General features: G+C 64.6%; 18 protein-coding genes. 8 read left to right on the top strand and 10 right to left on the bottom strand.

Annotated elements, in window-relative coordinates:
* The 3 genes from ACI48I_RS15055 to ACI48I_RS15045 form a co-directional block, all read left to right on the top strand.
* On the top strand, nt 1-4121 hold a 4121-nt coding region (locus tag ACI48I_RS15055; RefSeq protein ID WP_498574635.1), incomplete at its 5' end, for a beta strand repeat-containing protein.
* 96 nt (nt 4122-4217) lie between these two features.
* Nucleotides 4218-4646 carry a response regulator transcription factor gene (locus ACI48I_RS15050; protein WP_193686163.1) on the top strand — a complete coding sequence of 143 codons (429 nt, stop codon included), beginning with the start codon at nt 4218-4220 and terminating at the stop codon, nt 4644-4646.
* A gap of 108 nt (nt 4647-4754) precedes the next feature.
* Nucleotides 4755-6083, top strand: a complete 1329-nt coding sequence (locus ACI48I_RS15045) for a TolC family outer membrane protein (RefSeq protein ID WP_498574634.1) — start codon at nt 4755-4757, stop codon at nt 6081-6083.
* Here the strand turns inward: ACI48I_RS15045 and ACI48I_RS15040 are convergent.
* Together ACI48I_RS15040 and ACI48I_RS15035 are read right to left on the bottom strand one after the other, a co-directional pair.
* Nucleotides 6080-6628: an ankyrin repeat domain-containing protein gene (locus tag ACI48I_RS15040; RefSeq protein ID WP_498574633.1), complete on the bottom strand. Its 549-nt coding sequence runs from the start codon at nt 6626-6628 to the stop codon at nt 6080-6082. The genes ACI48I_RS15045 and ACI48I_RS15040 overlap by 4 nt on opposite strands.
* A 118-nt stretch (nt 6629-6746) precedes the next feature.
* Entirely contained in the window at nt 6747-8147 is a 1401-nt protein-coding gene (locus tag ACI48I_RS15035; protein WP_498574632.1) for an aminotransferase-like domain-containing protein, read from the bottom strand.
* 136 nt (nt 8148-8283) lie between these two features.
* Between ACI48I_RS15035 and ACI48I_RS15030 the strand changes: the two genes are divergently transcribed.
* Nucleotides 8284-8526: a hypothetical protein gene (locus tag ACI48I_RS15030; RefSeq protein ID WP_193686167.1), complete on the top strand. Its 243-nt coding sequence runs from the start codon at nt 8284-8286 to the stop codon at nt 8524-8526.
* Here the strand turns inward: ACI48I_RS15030 and ACI48I_RS15025 are convergent.
* Together ACI48I_RS15025 and ACI48I_RS15020 are read right to left on the bottom strand one after the other, a co-directional pair.
* Nucleotides 8501-9760 carry an MFS transporter gene (locus ACI48I_RS15025; RefSeq protein ID WP_193686168.1) on the bottom strand — a complete coding sequence of 420 codons (1260 nt, stop codon included), beginning with the start codon at nt 9758-9760 and terminating at the stop codon, nt 8501-8503. The two genes, ACI48I_RS15030 and ACI48I_RS15025, sit on opposite strands and share 26 nt — an antisense overlap.
* Nucleotides 9761-9867: 107 nt before the next feature.
* The gene (locus ACI48I_RS15020; RefSeq protein WP_193686169.1) at nt 9868-10332 is read right to left on the bottom strand and encodes a hypothetical protein; all 465 of its coding nucleotides are present in this window, start codon (nt 10330-10332) and stop codon (nt 9868-9870) included.
* 189 nt (nt 10333-10521) lie between these two features.
* Between ACI48I_RS15020 and ACI48I_RS15015 the strand changes: the two genes are divergently transcribed.
* The 4 genes from ACI48I_RS15015 to ACI48I_RS15000 all read left to right on the top strand — a co-directional run bounded on the left by ACI48I_RS15015 (nt 10522) and on the right by ACI48I_RS15000 (nt 13383).
* Nucleotides 10522-11133 (top strand): hypothetical protein, encoded by a 612-nt coding sequence (locus tag ACI48I_RS15015; protein WP_498574631.1) that lies wholly within the window; start codon nt 10522-10524, stop codon nt 11131-11133.
* A gap of 141 nt (nt 11134-11274) precedes the next feature.
* Nucleotides 11275-11523 (top strand): hypothetical protein, encoded by a 249-nt coding sequence (locus tag ACI48I_RS15010; protein WP_498574630.1) that lies wholly within the window; start codon nt 11275-11277, stop codon nt 11521-11523.
* Nucleotides 11524-11744: 221 nt separating this feature from the next.
* On the top strand, nt 11745-13022 hold the full coding sequence (locus tag ACI48I_RS15005) for an NRAMP family divalent metal transporter (RefSeq protein WP_193686172.1): 1278 nt from the start codon (nt 11745-11747) through the stop codon (nt 13020-13022).
* A gap of 82 nt (nt 13023-13104) precedes the next feature.
* A complete protein-coding gene (locus ACI48I_RS15000) occupies nt 13105-13383 on the top strand; it encodes a hypothetical protein (RefSeq protein WP_498574629.1) in 279 nt (92 codons plus the stop codon).
* Nucleotides 13384-13451: 68 nt separating this feature from the next.
* Here ACI48I_RS15000 and pepA read toward each other — a convergent pair whose 3' ends face one another.
* The 6 genes from pepA to ACI48I_RS14970 all read right to left on the bottom strand — a co-directional run bounded on the left by pepA (nt 13452) and on the right by ACI48I_RS14970 (nt 21643).
* On the bottom strand, nt 13452-14327 hold the full coding sequence (gene pepA / locus ACI48I_RS14995) for a flocculation-associated PEP-CTERM protein PepA (RefSeq protein ID WP_498574628.1): 876 nt from the start codon (nt 14325-14327) through the stop codon (nt 13452-13454).
* A 226-nt stretch (nt 14328-14553) separates the two neighbouring features.
* On the bottom strand, nt 14554-16203 hold the full coding sequence (locus tag ACI48I_RS14990) for a long-chain fatty acid--CoA ligase (RefSeq protein ID WP_498574627.1): 1650 nt from the start codon (nt 16201-16203) through the stop codon (nt 14554-14556).
* A 91-nt stretch (nt 16204-16294) separates the two neighbouring features.
* A complete protein-coding gene (locus ACI48I_RS14985; RefSeq protein ID WP_193686176.1) occupies nt 16295-16759 on the bottom strand; it encodes a MaoC family dehydratase in 465 nt (154 codons plus the stop codon).
* Nucleotides 16756-17913, bottom strand: a complete 1158-nt coding sequence (locus ACI48I_RS14980) for an acyl-CoA dehydrogenase family protein (RefSeq protein ID WP_498574626.1) — start codon at nt 17911-17913, stop codon at nt 16756-16758. The genes ACI48I_RS14985 and ACI48I_RS14980 overlap by 4 nt, the downstream gene beginning before the upstream one ends.
* A gap of 9 nt (nt 17914-17922) precedes the next feature.
* Nucleotides 17923-19113, bottom strand: a complete 1191-nt coding sequence (locus ACI48I_RS14975) for an acyl-CoA dehydrogenase family protein (protein ID WP_498574638.1) — start codon at nt 19111-19113, stop codon at nt 17923-17925.
* Between the two features lie 262 nt (nt 19114-19375).
* Complete coding sequence (locus ACI48I_RS14970; RefSeq protein WP_193686179.1) at nt 19376-21643, bottom strand: carboxy terminal-processing peptidase; 2268 nt, start codon at nt 21641-21643, stop codon at nt 19376-19378.
* Nucleotides 21644-21778 lie beyond the last annotated feature (135 nt).

Genomic DNA, 21778 nt, shown 5'->3' with positions numbered 1-21778 from the left:
AGTCCGCTTACACCTTCACGGTGTTGGCAACCGATGCCGCAGGCAACCAGACCGAGCAAACTGTCAGTCTGGATATCAACAACCTGGACGAGGTGGCGCCGACCGTCACTTCCGGAGCGGTTGCTGCGGCGATCAGCGAAAACAGCGGCGTCGGCCAGTTGGTCTATACCGCCACCGCTACCGATAGCGCCGACATCAGCGGCGGTGTTACGTACCACCTGAAAGCCGGCGGCGATGCAGCAGCGTTCAACATCGACGCCACCAGCGGTGCCGTGACCCTGATCGGCAATCCGGACTTTGAAACCAAGTCCGCCTACACCTTTACGGTGTTGGCAATCGATGCCGCAGGCAACCAGACCGAGCAAACTGTCAGCCTGAACATCAACAACCTGGACGAAGTCGCGCCGACCATTACTTCGAGCGCGGTTGCTGCGGCGATCGACGAAAACAGCGGCGTCGGCCAGCTGGTCTATACCGCCACTGCTACCGATACCGGCGACATCAATGGCGGCCTTGGCTTCAGCCTGAAAGCGGGGGCCGATGCAGCAGCGTTCAGCATCGACAGCGCCAGCGGCGCGGTCACCCTGATTGGCAATCCCGACTTTGAAACGAAGTCCACTTACACCTTCACCGTGTTGGCAACCGATGCCGCAGGCAACCAGACCGAGCAAACGGTCAGCCTGAATATCAACAACCTCGACGAGGTGGCCCCGGCCATCACTTCCGGAGCGGTTGTGGCGGCGATCAACGAAAACAGCGGCGCCGGCCGGGTCGTCTACACGGCGACCGCCACCGATACCGGCGACATCAGTGGTGGCCTTGGCTACAGCCTGAAAGCGGGAGGCGATGCGGCAGCATTCAGTATCAACAGCGCCAGCGGCGCGGTGACCCTGATTGGCAACCCCGACTTTGAAACGAAGTCCGCTTACACGTTCACCGTGGTGGCGACCGATGCCGCCGGCAATCACAGCGAGCAAACGGTCAGCCTTGCCATCAATGACGTCGACGAGGTCGCGCCAACCGTCACCGCGGTGACCGACAACGTGAGCGGTACGGCCGCGCTGGGCCAGGCCATCACCTTCACCGTCAGCTTCAGCGAAGCCGTCACGGGCGTGAACGCAAGCAGCTTCACCGCGACCAATGGCAGCGTGGCCAGTGTGACGCAGGTCGGCGCCAGCAATAACTATACGGTGGTGGTGAACCCGACGGCCGGCGTGGCCGCGGGAACGGTCGCCCTCAGCCTGGCGGCCGGAGTGACAGACACGGCAGGAAACGCCGCCGCTCCGGGCAGCCTGGCCAGCTTCGACAGTCAGCCGATCGACACGCTGGCGCCCGACGCACCGACGGCCATCACGCTGACGCCGGTGGGCGGCACCGTTGTCGCCAATACCGTGAACGGCACCAACACGTTCCTGAACGCATCGGCAACGATCGTCGCCGGCCAGGCCACGGGAGGAAGCGCCGCACTGTATGTAGGAAACACGCTGGTGGCCACCGATACCAGCATCGCCAGCGGCGACACCTCGGTGAACTTCACCACCAGTGACGGCAGCCCAACCAACGCCGAGCTCCAGGCCAGGATTGCGGCCGGCGGTGTGGTCAGCGTCAAGCTCTTCGACGCCGCAGGCAATGTGACGACGAGCACATCGGGCAACCCGACGCTCGTCGCCGACTACAGCGCACCGGCGATTACGGCGGTGACCGACAACATCACCGGCACAGCCAAGGCCAACCAGGCGATCACCTTCACCGTCAGCTTCAACGAAGCGGTGACGGGCGTGTCCACCGGCAGCTTTACCGCGACCAATGGCACCATCACGAGCGTGGCGCGGGTTGGCAGCACCAATAACTACACGGTCGTGGTCACCCCGACGGCCAACGTGGCCGCGGGCACGGTGGCCCTGAGCCTGGCGGCCGGCGTGACCGATACCGCAGGAAATGCGGCCCCGTCGGGCAGCCTGGCAGGCTTCGACAGCCAGGCGATCGACACGCTGGCGCCGACGGTCACCAGTTCCAGCTTCACCAAAAATGGCACCAACAGGACAGTCACCGTAACCTTCAGCGAAGCCGTGACCGGCTTCGACAGCGCGGACGTGCAGGCGCCAGGTGCGACCGTCGGCGCCGTCTCGGTGGTGACGGGCACCTCCGGTACGACCTACACGGTGGCTGTCAGCGGCGTGAACGGAAGCAGCCAACCCTTCAATATCCTCGCAAGCGGGACCGGGTCCGCATTCTGGACCGATGCAGCGGGCAACGGAGGCGTCGGTTACACGATTGCCGACATCAAGCCGGCAGGTATCGCAGGGCAACCCATCAACCTGGGCCTGGGTGTTCCAACCGCCGAAGTCAGCGGCATGGTGTCCATCACGGTTGCCGGACTTCCGCCGGACTGGACCCTCAATGCGGGGACACGTGCGGCCGACGGCAGCTGGACCGTGCAGGTGGCGGATCCCGCCACCCTGACGGTGACCACGCCCGCCACCTACGCCGGCGCGGCCGTGCTCAACATCACCCAATCGTGGACCGCCCAGGACGGCAGCGCCCATATGGACTTCATCGCCGACAACGTCGAAGCCTACGCGCCAGGCTCGCCGATCTTCGCGCTCTCCGCCGACGACACCCTCACCGGCTCCTCCGGCGCCGACCTGTTCGTCTTCGCCCAGCCGATCGCCACCGACACCGTGCACAACTTCGACGCCGCTGCCGACAAGATCGACCTGATCGGATTCGACGGCTTCACCAGCTTCGCCGCCGTCCAGGCCCATCTCGCAGACGACGCCAGGGGCAATGCGGTGCTGACGCTGAACAACGGCGCGACGATCACGGTGGTCGGCGTCCATGCCGCGGCACTGGGCGCGAACAATTTCGTCTTCAACCAGGAGCCGGTGACGGTCAACAGCGGCACCCTGACCATCAGCGACGGCGCAATCATGCCGTTCAGCGGTGTCATCGAGAATACGGGCACCATTGCGCTCGCGTCGACCGGCAGCGACACGAGCCTGGAAATCCTGGTGCACAACGTCACCCTGCAGGGCGGCGGCGACCTGCGCCTGTCCGACAGCAGCGGCAACATCGTTTTCGGCGGCACCGCCGCCGCCACGCTGACCAATGTCGACAACACCATTTCCGGCGCCGGCCAGCTCGGCAATGGGCAGATGACGCTCGCGAATGCCGGCACCATCCTCGCCGATGGCGCCCACGCACTGGTCATCGACACGGGCAGCCACGCGGTCACCAATACCGGCACGCTGGCAGCGACCGGTAGCGGCGGCCTGGTCATCAACGGCGCGCTCGACAATGCTGGAAGCCTGTGGGCCAACGGCGGCAACGTCACCGTCCACGGCGACGTCGGCGGCAACGGCAGCGCGACGATCAGCGGCACCGCCACGCTCCAGTTCGGCGGCGCCGCAAACGGCCATACGCAGTTTGCCGCCGACGGCGACGGCACGCTCGTGCTCGACCATTCGGCTGCGTTCACCGGTACGGTCGCCGGGTTCAATGCCGGCGACTCGCTCGTGTTCGGCGATCTCTTCGGCGACGACGTCAGGCTTGCCTACTCCGCCAATGCCACCGGGACGGGCGGCACCCTGATCCTCAGCGATGGTGCCCATACCGCCAGCATCGCCCTCGAGGGCCAGTACACCTCGGCAGGTTTCCACGACCTGCTCGGCCAGGGCAATGTAAATATCGTCAACTACAGCGCCCATGCCGGCGACCAGCTCCAGTATGGCGGCAGCGGCGACGATGTGCTGGCGGGCGGCGCGGGCAGCGATATCCTGGTCGGCGGCGCCGGCGACGACCTGCTCACCGGGGGTCTGGGGAACGACACCTTCGACTTCAACCTGGCTTCCGATGCCGGCGCCGCCGGCGACGTGGTCGGGGACTTCAGCAAGTCGGGGACCAACGGCGCGGACGTGCTCGACCTGCACGACCTGCTGCAGGGCTTTGCCGGCTACGACGGCACGAACGCGTTCACGGGCGGGTACCTGAAATTCAGCTCCGATGGCGCCAATACTGTCGTCCAGGTCGACAGCAACGGTGGCGGAGATTCCTTCGTCACGCTGGTCACGCTGAACAACGTCCTGATTACCGAGGCCGATACGCCCAATTATTTCATCTGACCGGTCATGTAGCGAAGGGGAATGGATCGGGGGCCGGGCACATGTCCGCTCCCTGATCCGGCAACCGGACATGAGCATTCATGAGGAATCCGCATCATGGAACCTATTACCGTGGCAATCGCGGCCCAGGATGGCACCGGCATGGCGCAATGCAGGAACACGCTGCGCCACGACGGTGAGATCATTGTTTTACGGCAATCGATGAATAGCGAAAACCTGGTTACCAGGATGTGTCGCCTGAAACCGCGCATCCTGTTGTTGAGCGCCGACCTGTGCACCGACGCCGAGTGCTCGCTGCTGCAAGCCTTGCGCCGCAAGTGCCCCGGGACGCTCGTCATGCTGGTCGGACCGCATGCCATCGAGGATGACCAGCTGGCCAATGCCCTTTTGGTAGGCGCGCGCGGCTATCTCGAGCAGGGCGACCTCGAGCGCCTGCTGGCAAGGGCGGTGCATGGGGTCGACCGGGGCGAAGCCTGGGTGACGCGCAAGATGCTGGGCAAAATCATGGAAATGAGCCTGTCCTAGCACCATGGCGGGCCCTGGCGTGCGATTTGGATTGAACGCACCTTCCATCCTGTGTATTATTTTCTTGGCATCAATCGAAGACAAACAAGGACGACCCTCTGGAGCGACATGAAACGACGCACCGTCTTGCCAACGCTCGCGCTCGCATGCGGGCTCGCTGCATCCTCCTGTGCGGGGGCCGAGACGCTGCGCGACGCCGTTGCCCAGGCTGTTCACACGAATCCCGAAGTGCTGGCCGCGGCAAGCCGCCGCTATGCGGCCGATGAAGGAGTCAAGCAGGCGCGCGCGAACTATTTTCCACGCGTCGACCTGAATGTGGGCACGGGGCGCGAACACCTCGATACGCCGGACACGCGGCTGCGCGACTTGAACGATGCGGGCTTCCGCCAGCGCGACGCCACCGTGACGCTGTCGCAAATGCTGTTCGACGGCCTGGCAACACGCAGCCAGGTGGCGGGCCAGACCGCGCGGGTCGAGTCGTCGGCCTATGGCGTCGCGGCGATCGCCGACGACCTCGCCCTGCGCACCGTGGCCGTGTACCTGGAAGTGCTGCGGCGCCAGGAAACCGTCGCCGCCGCCGTCGACAACCTCGATGCCCACCAGCGCATCTACCAGCAAATCAAGTTGCTCAGCGAAGGAGGCGTCGGCCGCAGGGCCGACCTCGACCAGGCCGAGAGCCGCCTGGCCTTGGCGAAAGCGAACCTGCGCCAGGAGCAAAGCAGCCTGCGGGATGCCGAACTTGGCTATCGCCGCCTGGTCGGTGCCGCACCCGCCGCGCTGCGCGCGCCCGAGCCGCTCGACAGGCAGCTCCCGGCAAGCGAGACGCTGGCGGTCGACGCGGCGCTGGCCGGTCACCCGTCGGTGAAATCCGCCGAAGCCGACGTCGCGTTCGCCACCGCCCTGCAATCGGGCGCCAGGTCGGCCCTTTCGCCACGCGTCGACCTCGAGCTGGCGAAGCGGCGCGCCGACGATATCGTACGCGGCTCGACGAGCGACCTGAGCATCATGCTGCGTCTTCGCTATAATTTTTCGCGCGGCGGCGCCGACCTCGCGCGCATCCGCGAAGCCGGTTTCCAGATCGAGGAAGCGCGCAACATCCTGGACCAGACCCGGCGCCGCATCGAGGAAGACGTACAGCAGGCCTACAACGCCAACCGCACCGCCCGTGAACGGCTGGACCTGCTGAACCAGTACGTCAGCGCCGGCGCGGCCACGCGCGAATCGTACGCGCGCCAGTTCAGTATCGGACAGCGTACCTTGCTGGACCTGCTGAATGCGGAAAACGAGTATTTCAATGCCCGGATCGCCTACATGACGGGACAATACGCGCTGCTGCTCAGTGGCTACCGCATCGCTGCAGGCATGGGGCAGCTGCTTCAGCAACTGCAGATCGCCCTGCCGATCGACAGCGTCAAGGTGAGCGGACGCCCGGGCTAGACTGGCGCCGCGGATCCGGGGGAGCCGCTCGCTGCAGCGGCAACGGTAACGGCGTCCAGCGCCCCGGTGTCGCCAGTCTCCACCATATGCCGCCGGATTTGCTGGGCCCGGGCCTGCTGGTCGTAAGTCCGGGCGATGTCGAGCGCGGTGAGCCCAGACTCCGTGGCTGCGTTTGCGTCGCTGTGGGGCAGTAACAAGGCCACGCAGCGCTCGCTACCGCTCGAGGCCGCCCACATCAGGGCAGTCCAGCCGTCCCCGTCGCGGGCCATGGGTTCACTCACCGGCAACAGCAGCTCGACACAACCGGGGTGTCCGAAGGATGCCAGCATCAGCGCCGTCTCGCCATCCCTGTCGGCGGCCGTCGCGTCGCTGCATGGAAGCAGCAGCCGCACGAACGCCTCCTCCCCCTCGATGCACGACAGCATCAATGCCGTGCGTCCCCAACAATCGGTCCTGCGGGCGGCAAGCGGATCGCTCTTCAGTATCCGCTTCAGCTCGCGCAGGTTCTTCCGTTCAACCGCCGAAAAAATGTCCACCTTGTCCACCCTTCGACGCCAGCGCCGAGGCTGCCGTCTATTTCACAATAGTCGCTGCGGAGCGACTTGCAAGGGCAGCGGAGCGATAACCGAAACTCCCGAACGAAGCGCAATATTTTCTGGACAGTTAAACCACGGCTGCGCTGAACGGCTCGGGCCGACTCGCAAGCAGATGCGACAGCCGTTGAAGTCCCGCCTGCAGGCGTCCACGGTCCTTGATGCTCCCCAACGAGATCCGGATTGCATTCACCGATCCGCTGCCCGTTGCGAAGGCCTCCGCCGGCGTGACTGCGATGCCGTCGCTGGCGGCTGCACGCGCAAGCTGCGCGGAGTTCCAGTACGCCGGCAACTCGAGCCATATGTGCAGGCCGTCGCCAGGGCCGCTGTACCGCCCCGCCAGGATATCCCGCGCCATCCGGTGGCGCAGGCGCGCTTCCTTGCGCACGCCTGCCAATAATCCGTCAGCCGAACCGTCGAGGATCCACTGGGTGGCCAGTGCGGCCGTCAGCGGAGCGGCCATCAGCGCAAATGACCTGAGTGCGGCCAGGAAGCGTTCGCGTTCGTGCGGGTCGCGCACGAGCACGAAGGCGACCCGCAAGCCGGGCGTCAGGCATTTCGACAGGGTCGAGATGTAGACCACCTGTTCCGGGGCAAACCTGGCAACGGGCGGTGGCGGTGCATCGGCAAGGAGCCAGTAGGGATCGTCCTCGACGATGCGTACCTTGCAGCGCTGCGCGATGCCGGCGAGCTCCCTGCGCCGGCGTTCCGGCATGGTGACGGCGGTCGGGTTCTGCAAGGTCGGATTGAGGTAGACCAGCCCGGGCTTGTGCCGGCGGCACGCTGCCTCGAGCATCCCTGGCATCATCCCGTGCCGGTCGGCTTCCACTGCAATGATCCGCCGGCCGAACTGGGTCGCGGCGGCACGCAAGCCGGGATAAGCCGCCGGCTCTGCCAGGATCACATCGCCAGGCTGCGTCAGCGCAAGGATCAATGCGGCGATCGCCGCTTGCGCACCCGGACACACAACCAGCTGCCCGGAATCGAGATGTCCGAACATCGGCTCGAGCCATCTGGCGCCAGCTTTACGGTCGGAGTCGCTTCCCCCGCCCAGGTGGTAAGTCATCAGCGATGCATTATCTGACCTCATCAGTACTTGGGACAAACCCTGTTTCAACAGGTCGTCGAAGTCCACGCCATCCGGCGGCGGCGGGGTATTCATGCTCAGGTCGAGGACCGGGCTCAATTCGGCTTTCGGCGCCGCGACATAAGTACCTCGGGCGCCGCGGCCCTCCAGCAAGTTGCGGCGCCTGGCTTCGTCGTAAGCGCGCGTGATCGTCGTCAGGTCGACGTCCAGCCGTGCTGCCAGCAGGCGTTGCGTTGGCAGGCGGTCACCCGGCTTCAGCACTCCCTCTGCCACCGCCGCCTGCAAGGCATCCGCAATCTGCAAGAAACGTGGCCCGCCATGCACGGCCAGCCGCGGCAGCCAGGGTGGCGAATCTTCGTCTTGTATGGTTTTCAACTGGGACATTTTGTCTCAATGTATGGATTTTGCTTTTGAGTAGAATGCCCCAGAACGTGCAGCAAAACCATCCTCGCATGGCAGGCGCTGACGTTTTCTCCCCTCTCATCCGTATTCGGCACTTAGCCGGGAAATACTCGACATCATGGATTGGTTCCCTATCGTTGCCGTTACGTTCAAGGTTCTCGTATTAGGCACGGGCATGTTCTTCGCCATCAAGTGGCATTACGATCAGGGGGAGAAGCAGAAGGACAAGGAGCAGGAAAAGCGCGCGGTGCTGCGCGCGGCCGGCAAGGTGGCCGCAATCTTCGTGCTGTCGCTGCTGGCACTGGGGCTCGTCACCTACCTCCTCCTCAGCAGGCTCAGTCTGGACTTGCGCTTGCCGTGATGGGAACGAACGGGGTCCCTCCCCGCAACGGCAGCCGCAGCGACACGAAGGACGCGGCCAGCAGCAGCACGCCCGCGCTGCCGAAGGCCGGCAAGTGGCTGCCGAAGTGCTCGTAGCCCCAGCCGCCGAACCAGGAGCTGAGCATGGCGCCGACCTGGTGCCCGAGGTAGGCGGTGCCGTACATGACGCCGACCAGGCGCACGCCGTAGATATCGGCCAGCATCGCCGACGAGGTGGCGATGCTGCCGGCCCAGACCATGCCGCCGATCGTGGCGGCGATGTACAGTTCCCAATGCGTGCCGACCGCGAGCAGCGCGAAAAAGCCGAGGCCACGCACCAGATAGATTACGCCGAGGATGTTCCTGCGGGGGAGCCGATCGGACAGCCGGCCCAATACCAGCGTGCCGAGAATGGCGACCAGCCCGATCAGGCCGATGCCGTAAGAACTCGTCATCGCATCGAAGCCGTGGTCCATCAGCATCGGCACGCCGTGTGTGCCGAGCAGGTTCATGCTGAAGCCGCAGGCGAACAGGCCGGCCACGATCTTCCAGAAGGGCGAGGTCCGGATGGCGGCGCCGAAGGACAGGCTCGCCGGCGCCGCCCTGGGCGCCGCCGCCTGCGCGCCCGCCTGTTCGGGCAGCAGGTCGGTGCCAGGGGGCGCATGGTCGCGCATGACGAACAGCGCCGCCGGCACGGTGACCACGGTAAAGATGGCAGCAAAGGCCAGCAAGGTCGACTGCCAGCCGATGGAGCCGATGGACAGGGTCAGCGCCGGCGTCAGCACCGCCATTCCCGCCATCGAACCCGTGGACAGGAAGAACAGCGCCATGCCGCGCTGGCGCGTGAACCAGCGGCTGATGACCGGCGTGAGCGCCACCGGGCTGGTGAAGCCGAGACCGACCGACATCGACACGCCGAAGGCCAGCAGGAAGGAGAGCGGCGTGCGCGCGTTCACCGTCCAGATCACGGAAAGGACGACGATCGCCGTGCCCAGCAGGAGCACGAAGCGGGTGCCGCGGCGCGCGACCAGGTAGCCGGCGAGCGGCATGGCCAGCCCGTAGCACAGCATGCCGATGGCGATGATCGAGGCCAGCAGGCTGCGGCTGAAGCCGAGGTCCTGGCCCATGGGCAGGAAGAAGGGCCCGATCCCGAGGCGCATGCCGACGGTGAGCGTGGTCAATACGGTGGCGGCGGCAACGATGTTCCAGCCGAAGTACCAGGGGCGGCGCGTCATAGAGAAAAGCCAAAGGAAAAGACGAAAGGCGGGGCCGATGCAGGCCGACTGCGACGATTGTAGTCGAAGCCCGGGACCAGGCCCCGCGGCCTGCCCCTTTGCGCCGCCTAGCGCTTGGTCGACAGCGCCACGACTGCTGCCCCCGCCGCAAGGACCAGCGCGTCTTCGATCAGTCCGCTGCGGGTCTGGCCGATGCGCGCCATGGCCCGTTTGCGGCCCGCAAGCGTCAGGTAGGCGAGCGGGACAGCCGTGGCGACTGCGACCGCCGCGCCCGCCTTCTCGCGGCCTTTCGGTGCCAGGGCGGCGCCGGCAATCGCGGCGCTCGCCACGCGCGCCAGCAGGCCCAGGAAGACGGTACGGTCGGGCGCGGATTTCATCTTGTCGCCTGCCAGTTCGCCGGCGCCCATGGCCAGCGCGCCGTACTTGAACAGGGGCCGGTCGAGGAGGAACAGTTCGCCCGGTGTATCGCGGTGGGCCAGGCGGGCCGCGGCGATGGTGGCCATCGGCGTCATCGAGCGCGCGCTGGCGACGGCCCCGATCAGGGCGGAAGGAAGCAGGCTGGGTGTGTTCATCTTGTTTCTCTTTTCTAAAATTGGCATGAGCCGGCCTCTTCTGTGGCGGCTGTCCGATTGTATCGAGCCACCTGCGGCAATGGCGCCACACACGTGCGGGCGCCGGGCAGGGTCGCCGGCTGCGGATGCGTCAGCATTGAGGTTACAATAACGTTACCATAAGGCAATGCAACAAGGATTCAATCGGTAATGGCCAGCACGAAAGAAAGAGCAATAAAGCAAGTCGGCTACGTCGCCATCACGACGCTCGTATTCCTTGCGTTTAACTGGGTCAACGAGCTCCTGTTCATTCAGTTCGAACAGAGCAATGGGATCAACTGGGTATTCATTCCCGCCGGGATCCGCCTGCTGGCCACGCTGCTGTTCGGGTTCGCCGGCTTTGTCGGCTTGCTGCTGGCCGGTTTCTATCTCAACTTCCATCACTTCGTGTTCCCGGATGCGTTTCGTGCATTGAGCGGCGCCATGGCGGGTGCGGGCGGCCCTTATCTTGCCTACCTGTTCGCCAAACACTGGTTCGACTTGCAGCCGCGTCTTGGCGGGCTGACCGTCCAGCGACTGCTGTTCACGGGGGTGCTGTGCGGGCTCATGAGTCCCGTCTTTCACCACGCACTCCTGTGGGTTCAGACAGGGCTGGTGGACTGGCTTGCGCTGACGGCGATGATCGTCGGCGATATCGTCGGCATCCTGATCGTCCTGTCCCTGGCAAAGGGCCTGCTCGCGCTGTCCGACCGCTTCGGCCCCGCCGCCCGCATCAAAACCCGGTGGACGCCGCGAGGTCCATCGGATCCGTACGATCCCTGAGACATTTTGTAACGTTTCTTACATGGACAGGCTGGTTGGGGCCAGGCTTTTCGTCTGTAATGAAAGGATTGCCCAATCCGTTCACGACGCCGATGATGACCTTCCCGCCCTTCCCTACAGTGCCCGCCTCGGTCCATCCGCATGAAAGCGACCCTCATCACGCCGTCGGTTCCGAAGCGGGGCAGCGTCGTGCCGGATGACCTGAACGAGGGCGCCGAGCACCGCTACGTGCGCTGCAATCAAACGATGTCGAGGCTGGTCTACCGGGCGCAGGTTGTCCGGCAGGTCTTCGGGACGAACGTGGCCAGGATCTTCATGCGCCTGATGCGGGTCGATGCCGGCGTGGCACGGCGCGTATTGCGCTCGCCCTCGTCCAGGCTCAGGCGCTAGCTCGTCGGCAGGCATGCGGACGCTGGCTGGTATAACGCCGGCCCCTGCTCCTGCTAACTTAAGCCAATCTTATCGCGGCATATTGTTACCGACCGGATACGCTTTTGCCAATTCAGCCATGCTACACTGCGCGCCGACCATGAACAGTCCCTCTCTTTACCAATTCCTGCCGGCGCCCTGATCCTTGCGGTCGCGCCGGTGCATACCTGCGCAGGCCGATCATGCCGCTGAAATTTTTCCGCCGTCTCACCGACAACGCCACCCTGAAATCGCTGGGCCCCGGCCTCATTACCGGCGCCGCCGACGACGACCCATCCGGCATCGCCACCTATTCGCAGGCCGGCGCCCAGTTCGGCTTCAATACCCTGTGGACGCTGGTGCTCACCTATCCGTTCATGGTCGGGATCCAGCTGGTCTCGGCGCGCATCGGCCGCGTCACCGGGCGCGGACTGGCCGCCAACATCCGGCGCGCGTATTCGCCGTGGCTGCTGTACATCATCGTCGCGCTGCTGCTGGTGGCCAACGTGATCAACATCGCGGCCGACATCGCCGCCATGGGCGAAGCGGTGCGCCTGCTGACCGGCACAGGCTCCGGCCATCTGTACGCCCTCGCCTTCGGCCTGCTGTGCCTGTCGCTGCAGGTATTCCTGCCTTATGCCAGCTACGTGCGCTACCTGAAATGGCTGACGCTCGGCCTGCTGTCGTATGTCGCCACCGCCTTTGCCGTGCACATGCCCTGGACCGAGGTGCTCGCGCGCACCGTCTGGCCGCATTTCACGTTCACCAAGGAATCGGTCGCACTGGTCGTCGCCGTATTCGGCACCACGATCAGTCCCTACCTGTTCTTCTGGCAGGCCTCGCAGGAAGTCGAGGAGATTCGCAATGCGCCGCACACACGCGCGCTGCGCACCCGCCCGCACGACGCCGTCGCCCAGCTCAGGCGCATCAAGGCCGACACCTTCATCGGCATGGGCTTTTCGAACCTGGTCGCCTTCTTCATCGTCCTGACGACCGCGGTGACCCTGGGCGCGCACGGCATCACGGACATCACCTCCTCGAGCCAGGCGGCCGAAGCGCTGCGTCCGGTGGCCGGCGAATTCGCCTTTCTCGCGTTTGCGCTTGGGATCATCGGCACCGGCATGCTGGCGGTGCCGGTGCTGGCCGGATCGGCCGCCTACGCGGTCACCGAGAGCTTCCGCTGGCGTAACGGCATGGACCTGAAAGTGGTCGAGGCGCGCGAGTTCTACGCCATCATCGCGCTGGCGACCCTGGGCGGCGTCCTGCTCGATTTCGCCCCGATCGACCCGATCGCCGCCCTGGTGCTGTCGGCCCAGATCAACGGCGTCATCGCCGTGCCGATCATGGTCGTCATGATGATGCTGGCCCATAACCGCAAGATCATGGGCAAGTACACGCTCAGCACGCGCCACACCCTGCTCGGCTGGTGCGGCATCGCGATCATGCTGGTGGCCGTGGTGGCGATGTTCCTGACCTTGTAGGGCCCGGTATGTTAGGACGCGAACAGTTGGCCCCCGCTGGAACGCTTACTGTGGACCATCAACTTACACAGGGAGAGCAGTCATGCGCACGAAATTCACACTTGCCATCGTATCCGCAGCATTGGTGATGGCGGCCGGTACGGCCAATGCCGGCTGCGGCAAAGGAGCGCTGGCGGGCGGCGTGGTCGGCCACGTGGCCGGAAAGCATGGGGTTGCCGGCGCGGCGATCGGTTGCGTGATCGGACACCATGCTGAAAAGAAGAAGGAAAAGCAGGCTGCTGCGGCGGCAGCAGCGCAGAACAACGCAGCGGCGCAAAACAACGCAACAGCGCAGCAACAAGTCACCAAGCCAAAGAAGTAATGTGACTGGGGAGGCCGTGTCCGGAAGTCGGACACGGCCTCCCCCTTCTTGCAATCATCAAAAGACGATCAAGCCTTCGTGTTGCGCTTGCGCATGACAGTGCCGGCGCCCAGCAGTGCGATGCCGAACAGGGCCAGCGAACCCGGCTCTGGCACGTCGACCGGCGGCAGGCCGTTCTCACCCAGCTTCAGTTGGCCGTTATTGCTAACGAAGAAATAGCCTGGCGTATTCGCATATCCCTGGCCATTGCAACCATTCCCGCTGAAATTGGCGTACTGGCAAGCCACTTCGTCGACCAGGAGATCGGTCGGATCGCCGACCGTATTGGCGTTGGTGAAGGCAAAGGCCAGGATCGATTCCGTCGACAGGTCGGTGCCATTTTCGCGGAAGAAGTAGCCTGCATCCAGGCTCCCTTGGGCTGCCGACGCCAGCACGGTGATCTGGCCGTTATTGGTTGGCGAGCCGCTCGCATCGACCCGGCCGCCGCCGCCTGCCAGCACACTGAACTCGGCGATCTGGTTGCCGAGGTTGGCGCCATAGATACCGGCTGCGGTGCCGTACTGGTTGGTCGGGTTCTGGAACATGCGGATGGTACCGCCGGTGAACGAGAAGGCGCCGCCGAAGCTGCCGGTGCCGGTCGCTTCAAAGGTCGCGGTGATGTTGCCGCCCGGGTAGTTGATCGGGAACAGCTGGCTGTTGCTGTCGGCCTGCACGATGTTGAACACGCTGTGCTCGGCAAACGAGAAGCTGCTCGCGCCCGTCGGATTGATCTGGATGAACGAATTGCCATTCACGTCCAGGTACTCGTTGACCGTCTGGCCGGACGCAAAGCCGCCACCAGTCGGATTAAACACCCAATTGTTCAGGACGGTTTCCGCATGTGCGGCCCCGGCCATGGTCATCGTCATGGCGGCAGCGGCGCCCAGTGTTTTGAGGAGTTTCATAGATCGGCATTCCTTGCTTGAGTTGGTTGTGCACATACACAAATGTAAACAAGCAAGCGCCATGCCAATTTTTCGCAACTCATAAAAATCAATGACTTGCGCTCAATCGTTACGTGTTTCCCTGAGGAAGTGTAAAGTATTCCGGCATATCATTTAACAAATAATTCGGTGGTGAAACAGACCGGACAACCCGGAAACGCGTGACGGGCTCCGGCCAGTGGGGCGCTCAGCGCTTGTCCTGCAAGCTCCGCCACTGCACCTTCCCCGTCCCCGACTTCGGCAGGGCCTCGCGGAACTCGACGATGCGCGGACTTTTGTACGCCGCCATGTTCGCATGCGACCAGTCGACGATGTCCTGTTCGCTGACCTGACCGTGAAAGCCGTCCTTCAGCACCACGACCGCCTTCACCGTCTCGCCGCGGCGCGCGTCCACGCCCGACACCACGCACACCTCGCGGATCGCCGGATGGCGGTACATCAGCGCCTCCACTTCCGCCGGCCACACCTTGTAGCCCGAGGCATTGATCATGCGCTTGAGGCGGTCGGTCATGAAGAAATAGCCGTCCTCGTCGACCATGCCGATATCGCCGGTGCGGAGAAAACGCTTGCCGTCGATCTCGATGAAGGCATCCCTGCTGGCCTCTTCGTTGTTCCAGTAGCCCAGCATCACTTGCGGCCCGTGCACGACGATTTCGCCGACCTCGCCGACGCCCAGCGTCGCGAAAGTATCGGCATCGATCACGCGTGCATCGACGTCCTGGATCGGGATGCCGAGGCATTGCTTCTTCGGGCGATCCGGCGGGTTGATGTGGGTCGGCGCGATCGTCTCCGACATGCCGTAGCCCTCGATGTAGTCGATGCCGAGCAGCTCGTGCATCTTGCGGGCAATGGCTTCGGGCATGGCGGCGCCACCGCCGCTGAGGCGCTTGACGGTGGACAGGTCGTACTCCATCACGCGCGGACTCGAGAGCAGGTCGATCACCATGGTGGAAATCAGCTGGGCTGCGTTCACGCGGTGGCGGCGGATGCATTCGGCGGCCATGTCGCGATCCCAGCGCGCCAGCAGGACGATGGTGCTGCCGAGGAAAATCGGGCCGTTCATTCCGCCCTGCATGCCGGTCACGTGGAACAGCGGCAGCACGCTCAGCGCAATCGAGTCCTGCTGCGTCCCGAACCACTGCTGGCCTGCCAGCGCGTTGTACATCACGCTGCGGTGGGTGTGCATGCAGCCTTTCGGCAGGCCGGTGGTGCCCGAGGTATAGGGCATGGCGCACAGGTCGTCCGGGCCGGCGCTGAGCGGCCCCGGACGGCAGCCGCGCGCCAGCATGGCGCTCCACAGGACGACGCCCTCGCCTTCGATGGCGCGGCGCGGGGCGGCGACGAATTCGGGCACGGCGAGATCGGTCGGCGTCGTCAGGTAGTCGGAATAGGCCGCGACCAGCAGGTGGCGCAGGCCCTCCTCGCGCAGCGGCGCGGCCTGCGCGTATAAATCCTGGGGCACGAAGATGGTGGTCGCGCCGGTGTCGCTGACGTAGTGGCGCAGCTCCTCGGTCAGGTTCATCGGGTTGACCGGCACCACGACGGCGTTGGCGCGCAGGATGGCGTAGTAGGCGATGATGAACTGCGGGCTGTTCTGCATGTAGAGCAGGACGCGGTCGCCCGCCTTCACGCCGCACTCCTGCTCGAGGTAGCCGGCGACGCGCTCGACCTGGTCCTTCAGTTCCGTATAGCTGAGCGGCGTATCGTAGAACAGCACGGCCGGTTTGCCCGGGTAGCGCGTGCTGGAGACATCGAGGTTATAAAACAGGTTCGTTTGCGGGATGGTCAGGTGGCGCGGCAAACCGCGCGGCCAGAAATCGACGTGACGCTCGTGCATATCGGTGTGTCTCCTCGGCTCGTTCGATGCGGCGGGCCATTCCGGCGCCTGGCCGGAATGGCCCGCCGCAAGCTTGCTGCGTTTGCTGCGCTTATTGCCCTGCGCCTTGCGGACGGCGGCGGAACATCGCCATGCCGTCGATCGTGCACACGGGCTCGCCATTCTGGTTGGTCGCGACCCAGGTCGACTTCACGACCCCGCGGTCGGGCTTGGAGCTCGAGGGCTTGACTTCCTTCGTCACATAGCGCACCTGCAGGGTGTCGCCGGCGCGCACCGGCTGCAGCCAGCGCACGCCGTCCAGGCCGGGCGAACCCATGCTCGCTTCCTCGCAGCCCATGCCGTCCAGGACGATGCGCATCATCATCGCGCAGGTGTGCCAGCCGCTGGCGATCACGCCGCCGTAGATCGATTTGGCGGCGGCTTCCTTGTCGATGTGGAAGGGCTGCGGATCGAACTGGGTGGCGAATGCGATGATTTCCTCTTCCGTCACGGTACGCTGGCCGAGTTCGATTTCCTGGCCCGGTACGAAGTCATCGAAATACCATTGCTTTTTCATGCGGCCGTCCTTTCCATGAAACCTGGCTGGGCGATGAAGCGCGCCAGGTGGTGATCGCTGTCGCCCAGCGTCAGTTCGATCGTCGCCAGGCGCTTGAAGTAATGGGCCGCCGGCAGTTCGTCGGTCACGCCCATGCCGCCGTGCAGCTGCACGGCTTGCTGGCCGACATAGCGTGCGGCCTGGTTGATGCGGTACTTGGCGGCGGAGACGGCGCGGCGGCGCTCGGTTGCTGCACCCTCGGCATCGGGCGAGGCTAGCTTGACGGCCGCCAGCAGCGCCATCGAACGCGCCTGCTCCAGGTGGATGTACATGTCGGCCATGCGGTGCTGCAGGGCCTGGAACTTGCCGATCGGCGCGCCGAACTGCTGGCGGGTTTTCAGGTATTCCAGCGTCGCTTCGAAGATGGCTTCCATCGCACCCAGCGCTTCCGCGCACAGGAGGCCGGCGCCGTAGTCGAGGGCGGCGTCGAGGATGTCCGCGCCCTTGCCCTCTGCTCCCAGCAGGTTCGCACGCGGCACCTGCACCTTGTCGAAGCGGACGTCGGCGGCGCGCTGGCCGTCGAGGGTGCGATAGTCGGACACGGTGATGCCGGCCGTATCGGCAGGCAGCACGAACAGCGAGACGCCGTCCTGGCCGCGCTGCTCGCCGCTGCTACGGGCGGAGACAACCAGCATCCCGGCCTGGCCGCCATGGAGGACGACTTTCTTTTCGCCGTTCAGGACCCAGCCGTCGCCGTTCGCGTCGGCGCGGGTGGCGATGTCGAACATGTCGTGGCGCGACTGGCGCTCGCCCAGGGCGCAGGCCAGTTTCAGTTCGCCCGTTGCGACTTGCTCGAGCAGGTCGCCGCGTCCGCCGGCCAGGCGCAGGAATTCGGCGCCGAGCACGGTGGCAAAATAGGGCTCGACCACGAGGCCGCGGCCCAGTTCCTGCATCACGACGAACATGTCGACCGCGTTGCCGTTGAAGCCGCCGTGTTCTTCCGGCACCGGCAGCGCCGTCATGCCGAGTTCGGCCAGCGTGGCCCAGGCGGTATCGGAGGTGCCGGTATCGGAATGGATGATGCCGCGGCGGGTCTCGAAGCTGTAATCGCGGCCGATCCAGCGTTTCAGTGCATCCGCGAATTGCAGTTGTTCCTGGTTGAAATTGAAGTCCATGCCTTCTCCTTACAGGCCCAGGATCATCTGGGTGATGATGTTGCGTTGGATCTCGTTCGAGCCGCCGTAGATGGAGGTCTTGCGATAGTTGAAGTAGTGCGACAGCAGCGGTGCGGCGTCATCATCGTCCACCAGGCTGTGCTCGCGCTCGCCCTCGAGATAGGCCGGGTCGAAAGGCAGCGCCATCGGGCCGACGGCTTCGACCATCAGTTCGGACAGCTGCTGCTGGATGTCGGTGCCGCGCACCTTCAGCACCGAAGCTTCCGGACCCGGCCCCTTGTCGGCGCGCGACAATACCCGCAGGACCGTCGTCTCGAGCGCCATCAGTTCGATTTCCAGGCTGGCCAGTTTGGCACTGAACAGCGGGTCTTCGATCAGCGGCCTGCCGTTTTTCCGTTCGCGCGCGGCCAGGGTTTTCAGGAAGGCGAGTTCGCGCCTGCTGCGGCCGACGGCGGCGATGCCCGTGCGCTCGTGGCCGAGCAGGTATTTGGCATAGGTCCAGCCCTTGTTTTCCTGCCCGACCAGGTTCGCCACGGGAACGCGCACGTTGTCGAAGAAGACTTCGTTCACTTCGTGGTCTTCGTCGAGCATGATGATCGGGCGCACCGTGATGCCGGGGCTATGCATATTAATCAGGAGGAACGAGATGCCCTCCTGCTTGCGTACGCCGGTATCGGTGCGCACCAGGCAGAAGATCATGTCGGCGTGCTGGGCCAGCGTGGTCCAGGTCTTCTGGCCATTGACGATGTAGTGATCGCCGTCGCGAACTGCGGTGGTCTTCAGCGAGGCGAGATCCGAGCCGGCGCCCGGTTCCGAATAACCCTGGCACCACCAGTCCTCGCAGGACAGGATGCGCGGCAGGTAATGGGCTTTCTGTTCGGGGCTGCCGAAGGCCATGATGACCGGGGCGACCATGTTGACGCCGAAAGGCATGATCTGCGGCGTGCCGGCGCGCGCGCATTCTTCGTCGAAGATGTGGCGCTGGACCGGGGTCCAGCCCGGACCGCCGAACTCGACGGGCCAGCCGGGTGCAACCCATCCTTTGCTTGCCAAAATCTTGTGCCAGCGTACGCTGTCTTCCTTGTTCAGGCGCAGGTGATGGCGCACCTTGTGCTGCAGGTCCGCAGGCAAGGCCTCCGCCAGGAAGGCCCGCACTTCATCGCGAAATGCCAGGTCGTCGTCCGTGTAAGTCAGGTCCAATTCGGTCTCCTCGTTATTCGTCGCGCCGGGTGAAAAAGCACGATCGTTCACCAAAGATTCTACCCGAAAAAAAGGCGGACTTATCAAATAAAAAAGAGGATGCGATTACCCGGCGGGCAGGACTCCGTAGGGTGGGCTCCGCCCACGCGGTCGTACGTATGCGATCCGATACATGGTTCGTACAGATACCAGTGCATATCGACGCCCAAAAAAAAGAAAGCTCCCGCAGGAGCTTTCTTTGACGACCTTATTTTGCCGCGATTTACTTCTTGACCACGTCCGGGCTGGCCGGCCCCGGCGCCGCCATGTACGGCATCGTGCGCGAGGCCATGCGCGTGTCGGTCTTGAGCATGCCGGCCTCGTCGGCCAGGATGTGGGCCGCTTCCTGCAACAGCACGTCCTTCGCGTCCTTCGCTGCCTTCTCGGCGGCGATCTCGGCCGACAGGGCGCGTTCGTCGGCCTGCAGGCCGTCGTCGCGCTGGCGGCTGCTCGATGCGATCACGGTCTTGGCGGGACGGGTCGGCTCCGGCACCTTGCTGCGTGCTTCCTTGCCGCCCGGCGCCGCCGCCGGTTCGTCCGGGGTGGTGGCGCCCTTGCCTGCCGCCAGGCGTGCTTCGCGCATCTTGGCTTTCGCATCCTGGGCGTCGCGCTCCTTGCGGCGCACGGCTTCGTTCAGCGAGATCGCGTTTTCCTTACGCAGCTTCATCACTTCGGCGATGTCTTCGCGCAGGTCCTGGAATTCCTTGTCCTTGGCGATGCGCGCTTCGTGACGCTTCTGCAGCGGGGCAACGAGTTCCTTCAGGTCGCCCGAGGGCACGTAATTGGCCGGCTTGATCGACACCCAGGGCAAGGCGTTGTCGAACGAGGATTCGCCGAAGCTTTCCGGATCGGTCGTCACCGGCAGCTTGATGTCGGGCGTGACGCCGCGCAGCTGGGTGGTGCCGCCGTTGATGCGGAAGAACTGGGCGATCGTCATCTTGAGTTCGCCATAACGCGTTTTATCCGACTGCGAGAAGCGGTCGAGGTCGATCAGGGTCTGCACCGTGCCCTTGCCGAAGCTCGGTTCGCCGATGATGAGGCCGCGGCCGTAGTCCTGAATCGCGGCGGCGAAGATCTCCGAGGCCGAGGCCGAACCGCGGTTGATCAGGACGCCCATAGGGCCATCCCAGGCCAGGCCGGGCGCGGTATCGCTCTCGACCTCGACGCGGCCTTCGGCGGTGCGCTGCTGCACGACCGGACCCTTGTCAATGAACAGGCCGGTCAGTTCGACGGCTTCCACCAGCGAACCGCCGCCGTTGTTGCGCAGGTCGATCAGGACGTTGTCGACTTTTTCCTTCTTCAGTTCGCCCAGGATGCGGGCGACGTCGCGGGTGGCGCTCTTGAAGTCCTTGTCGCCCTTGCGGCGCGCTTCGAAGTCCTGGTAGAAGGTCGGCAGCGAGATGATGCCGATGCGCTTGGCGATGCCGTTTTCCTTGACCTGGATGATCGACTTCTTGGCCGCCTGCTCTTCCATGCTGATCTTCTTGCGCACCATCGAGACGGCCACGTGCTTGGCGTCGACGCCCGCGTCGCCGGGGATGATGTCCAGGCGCACGGTCGAACCCTTCTCGCCGCGCACCAGCTGCACCACGTCGTCGATGCGCCAGCCGAGGATGTCGGTAAACGGGCCGTTGCCCTGGGCCACGCCGACGATGCGGTCGCCGACCTTCAGCTTGCCGGATTTGTCGGCCGGGCTGCCCGGCACGATTTCGCGGATCACCGTGTAGTCGTCGCGCGCCTGCAGCACGGCGCCGATGCCTTCCAGCGACAGGCGCATCGCGATGTCGAAATTGTCGGCCGAGCGCGGGCCGAGGTAGTTGGTGTGCGGCTCGATCGCGGTGGCGTAGGCGTTCATGAACATCTGGAACACGTCTTCGTTGTTCAGCTTCTTCATGCGCGAGATGTAGTTCTCGTAGCGCTTGTCGAGCGTCTCGCGGATCGCCTTTTCATCCTTGCCGGCCAGTTTCAGGCGCAGCCAGTCGTTCTTGACGCGCTTCCTCCACAGGTCGCGCACCTCGTCCTCGTTCTTCGCCCAGGGGGCTTTTTCGCGGTCGAGCTGCAGGGTTTCGTCGACCGTGAAGTCGAGCTTGGTCTTGAGCAGGCTGCGCGCATAGTTCATGCGGTCGCCAAAGCGCTGCTGGTAGAGGTTGTAGATCGCGAAGGGCTGGGTCAGGTCTTCGTTATTGATGGCGTCGTCGAGCTTGGTGCGCAGTGGCGCGAAGCGGTCGATGTCGGCCTGGGTGAAGTAGAGCTTTTCGCTGTCGAGCGTCTGGAAGTAGTTGTCGAAGATCTTTTCCGACATCGCGTCGTCGAGCGGGGTCGCCTTGTAGTGGTAGCGGCCCAGCACGCGCGAGGCCCACAGCGCGGCTTGCGTCTGCGCGGCGACCGGCTTCATCTGGGTGGACGCGACTTTTTCCGGCTGGGCGGTGACGGCGTGCGTCGAGACGGCGCAGGCGGCAGCCAGGGCAAGGATCAACATCTGCTTCTTCATGTAATCGTTCTCCGAACGTGAACTTGATTGACTGCTTGCGCTCGATACCGCAGGTATCCAAAGCGCGCGAACCCATTCTACAGGAACGCGGGCGCGCGTCGAGCCGGCTTGTGCGGGGCGTCGTGACAATATTAA

The organism is Massilia sp. LXY-5, from assembly GCF_059801075.1.
The sequence above is the reverse complement of the archived record's forward strand: the minus strand, read 5'-3'. Positions and strand labels throughout refer to the sequence as shown.

Bases quoted from the DNA above. Each gene is read 5' to 3' on its own strand.
- ACI48I_RS15000 (WP_498574629.1), top strand. From the start codon at position 13,105: ATGCGCACGAAATTCACACTTGCCATCGTATCCGCAGCATTGGTGATG.
- ACI48I_RS15050 (WP_193686163.1), top strand. From the start codon at position 4,218: ATGGAACCTATTACCGTGGCAATCGCGGCCCAGGATGGCACCGGCATG.
- ACI48I_RS15045 (WP_498574634.1), top strand. From the start codon at position 4,755: ATGAAACGACGCACCGTCTTGCCAACGCTCGCGCTCGCATGCGGGCTC.
- ACI48I_RS15025 (WP_193686168.1), bottom strand. From the start codon at position 9,760: ATGACGCGCCGCCCCTGGTACTTCGGCTGGAACATCGTTGCCGCCGCC.
- pepA (WP_498574628.1), bottom strand. From the start codon at position 14,327: ATGAAACTCCTCAAAACACTGGGCGCCGCTGCCGCCATGACGATGACC.
- ACI48I_RS14985 (WP_193686176.1), bottom strand. From the start codon at position 16,759: ATGAAAAAGCAATGGTATTTCGATGACTTCGTACCGGGCCAGGAAATC.
- ACI48I_RS15020 (WP_193686169.1), bottom strand. From the start codon at position 10,332: ATGAACACACCCAGCCTGCTTCCTTCCGCCCTGATCGGGGCCGTCGCC.
- ACI48I_RS15015 (WP_498574631.1), top strand. From the start codon at position 10,522: ATGGCCAGCACGAAAGAAAGAGCAATAAAGCAAGTCGGCTACGTCGCC.
- ACI48I_RS15030 (WP_193686167.1), top strand. From the start codon at position 8,284: ATGGATTGGTTCCCTATCGTTGCCGTTACGTTCAAGGTTCTCGTATTA.
- ACI48I_RS14980 (WP_498574626.1), bottom strand. From the start codon at position 17,913: ATGGACTTCAATTTCAACCAGGAACAACTGCAATTCGCGGATGCACTG.
- ACI48I_RS14970 (WP_193686179.1), bottom strand. From the start codon at position 21,643: ATGAAGAAGCAGATGTTGATCCTTGCCCTGGCTGCCGCCTGCGCCGTC.
- ACI48I_RS15010 (WP_498574630.1), top strand. From the start codon at position 11,275: ATGAAAGCGACCCTCATCACGCCGTCGGTTCCGAAGCGGGGCAGCGTC.
- ACI48I_RS14990 (WP_498574627.1), bottom strand. From the start codon at position 16,203: ATGCACGAGCGTCACGTCGATTTCTGGCCGCGCGGTTTGCCGCGCCAC.
- ACI48I_RS15005 (WP_193686172.1), top strand. From the start codon at position 11,745: ATGCCGCTGAAATTTTTCCGCCGTCTCACCGACAACGCCACCCTGAAA.
- ACI48I_RS15035 (WP_498574632.1), bottom strand. From the start codon at position 8,147: ATGTCCCAGTTGAAAACCATACAAGACGAAGATTCGCCACCCTGGCTG.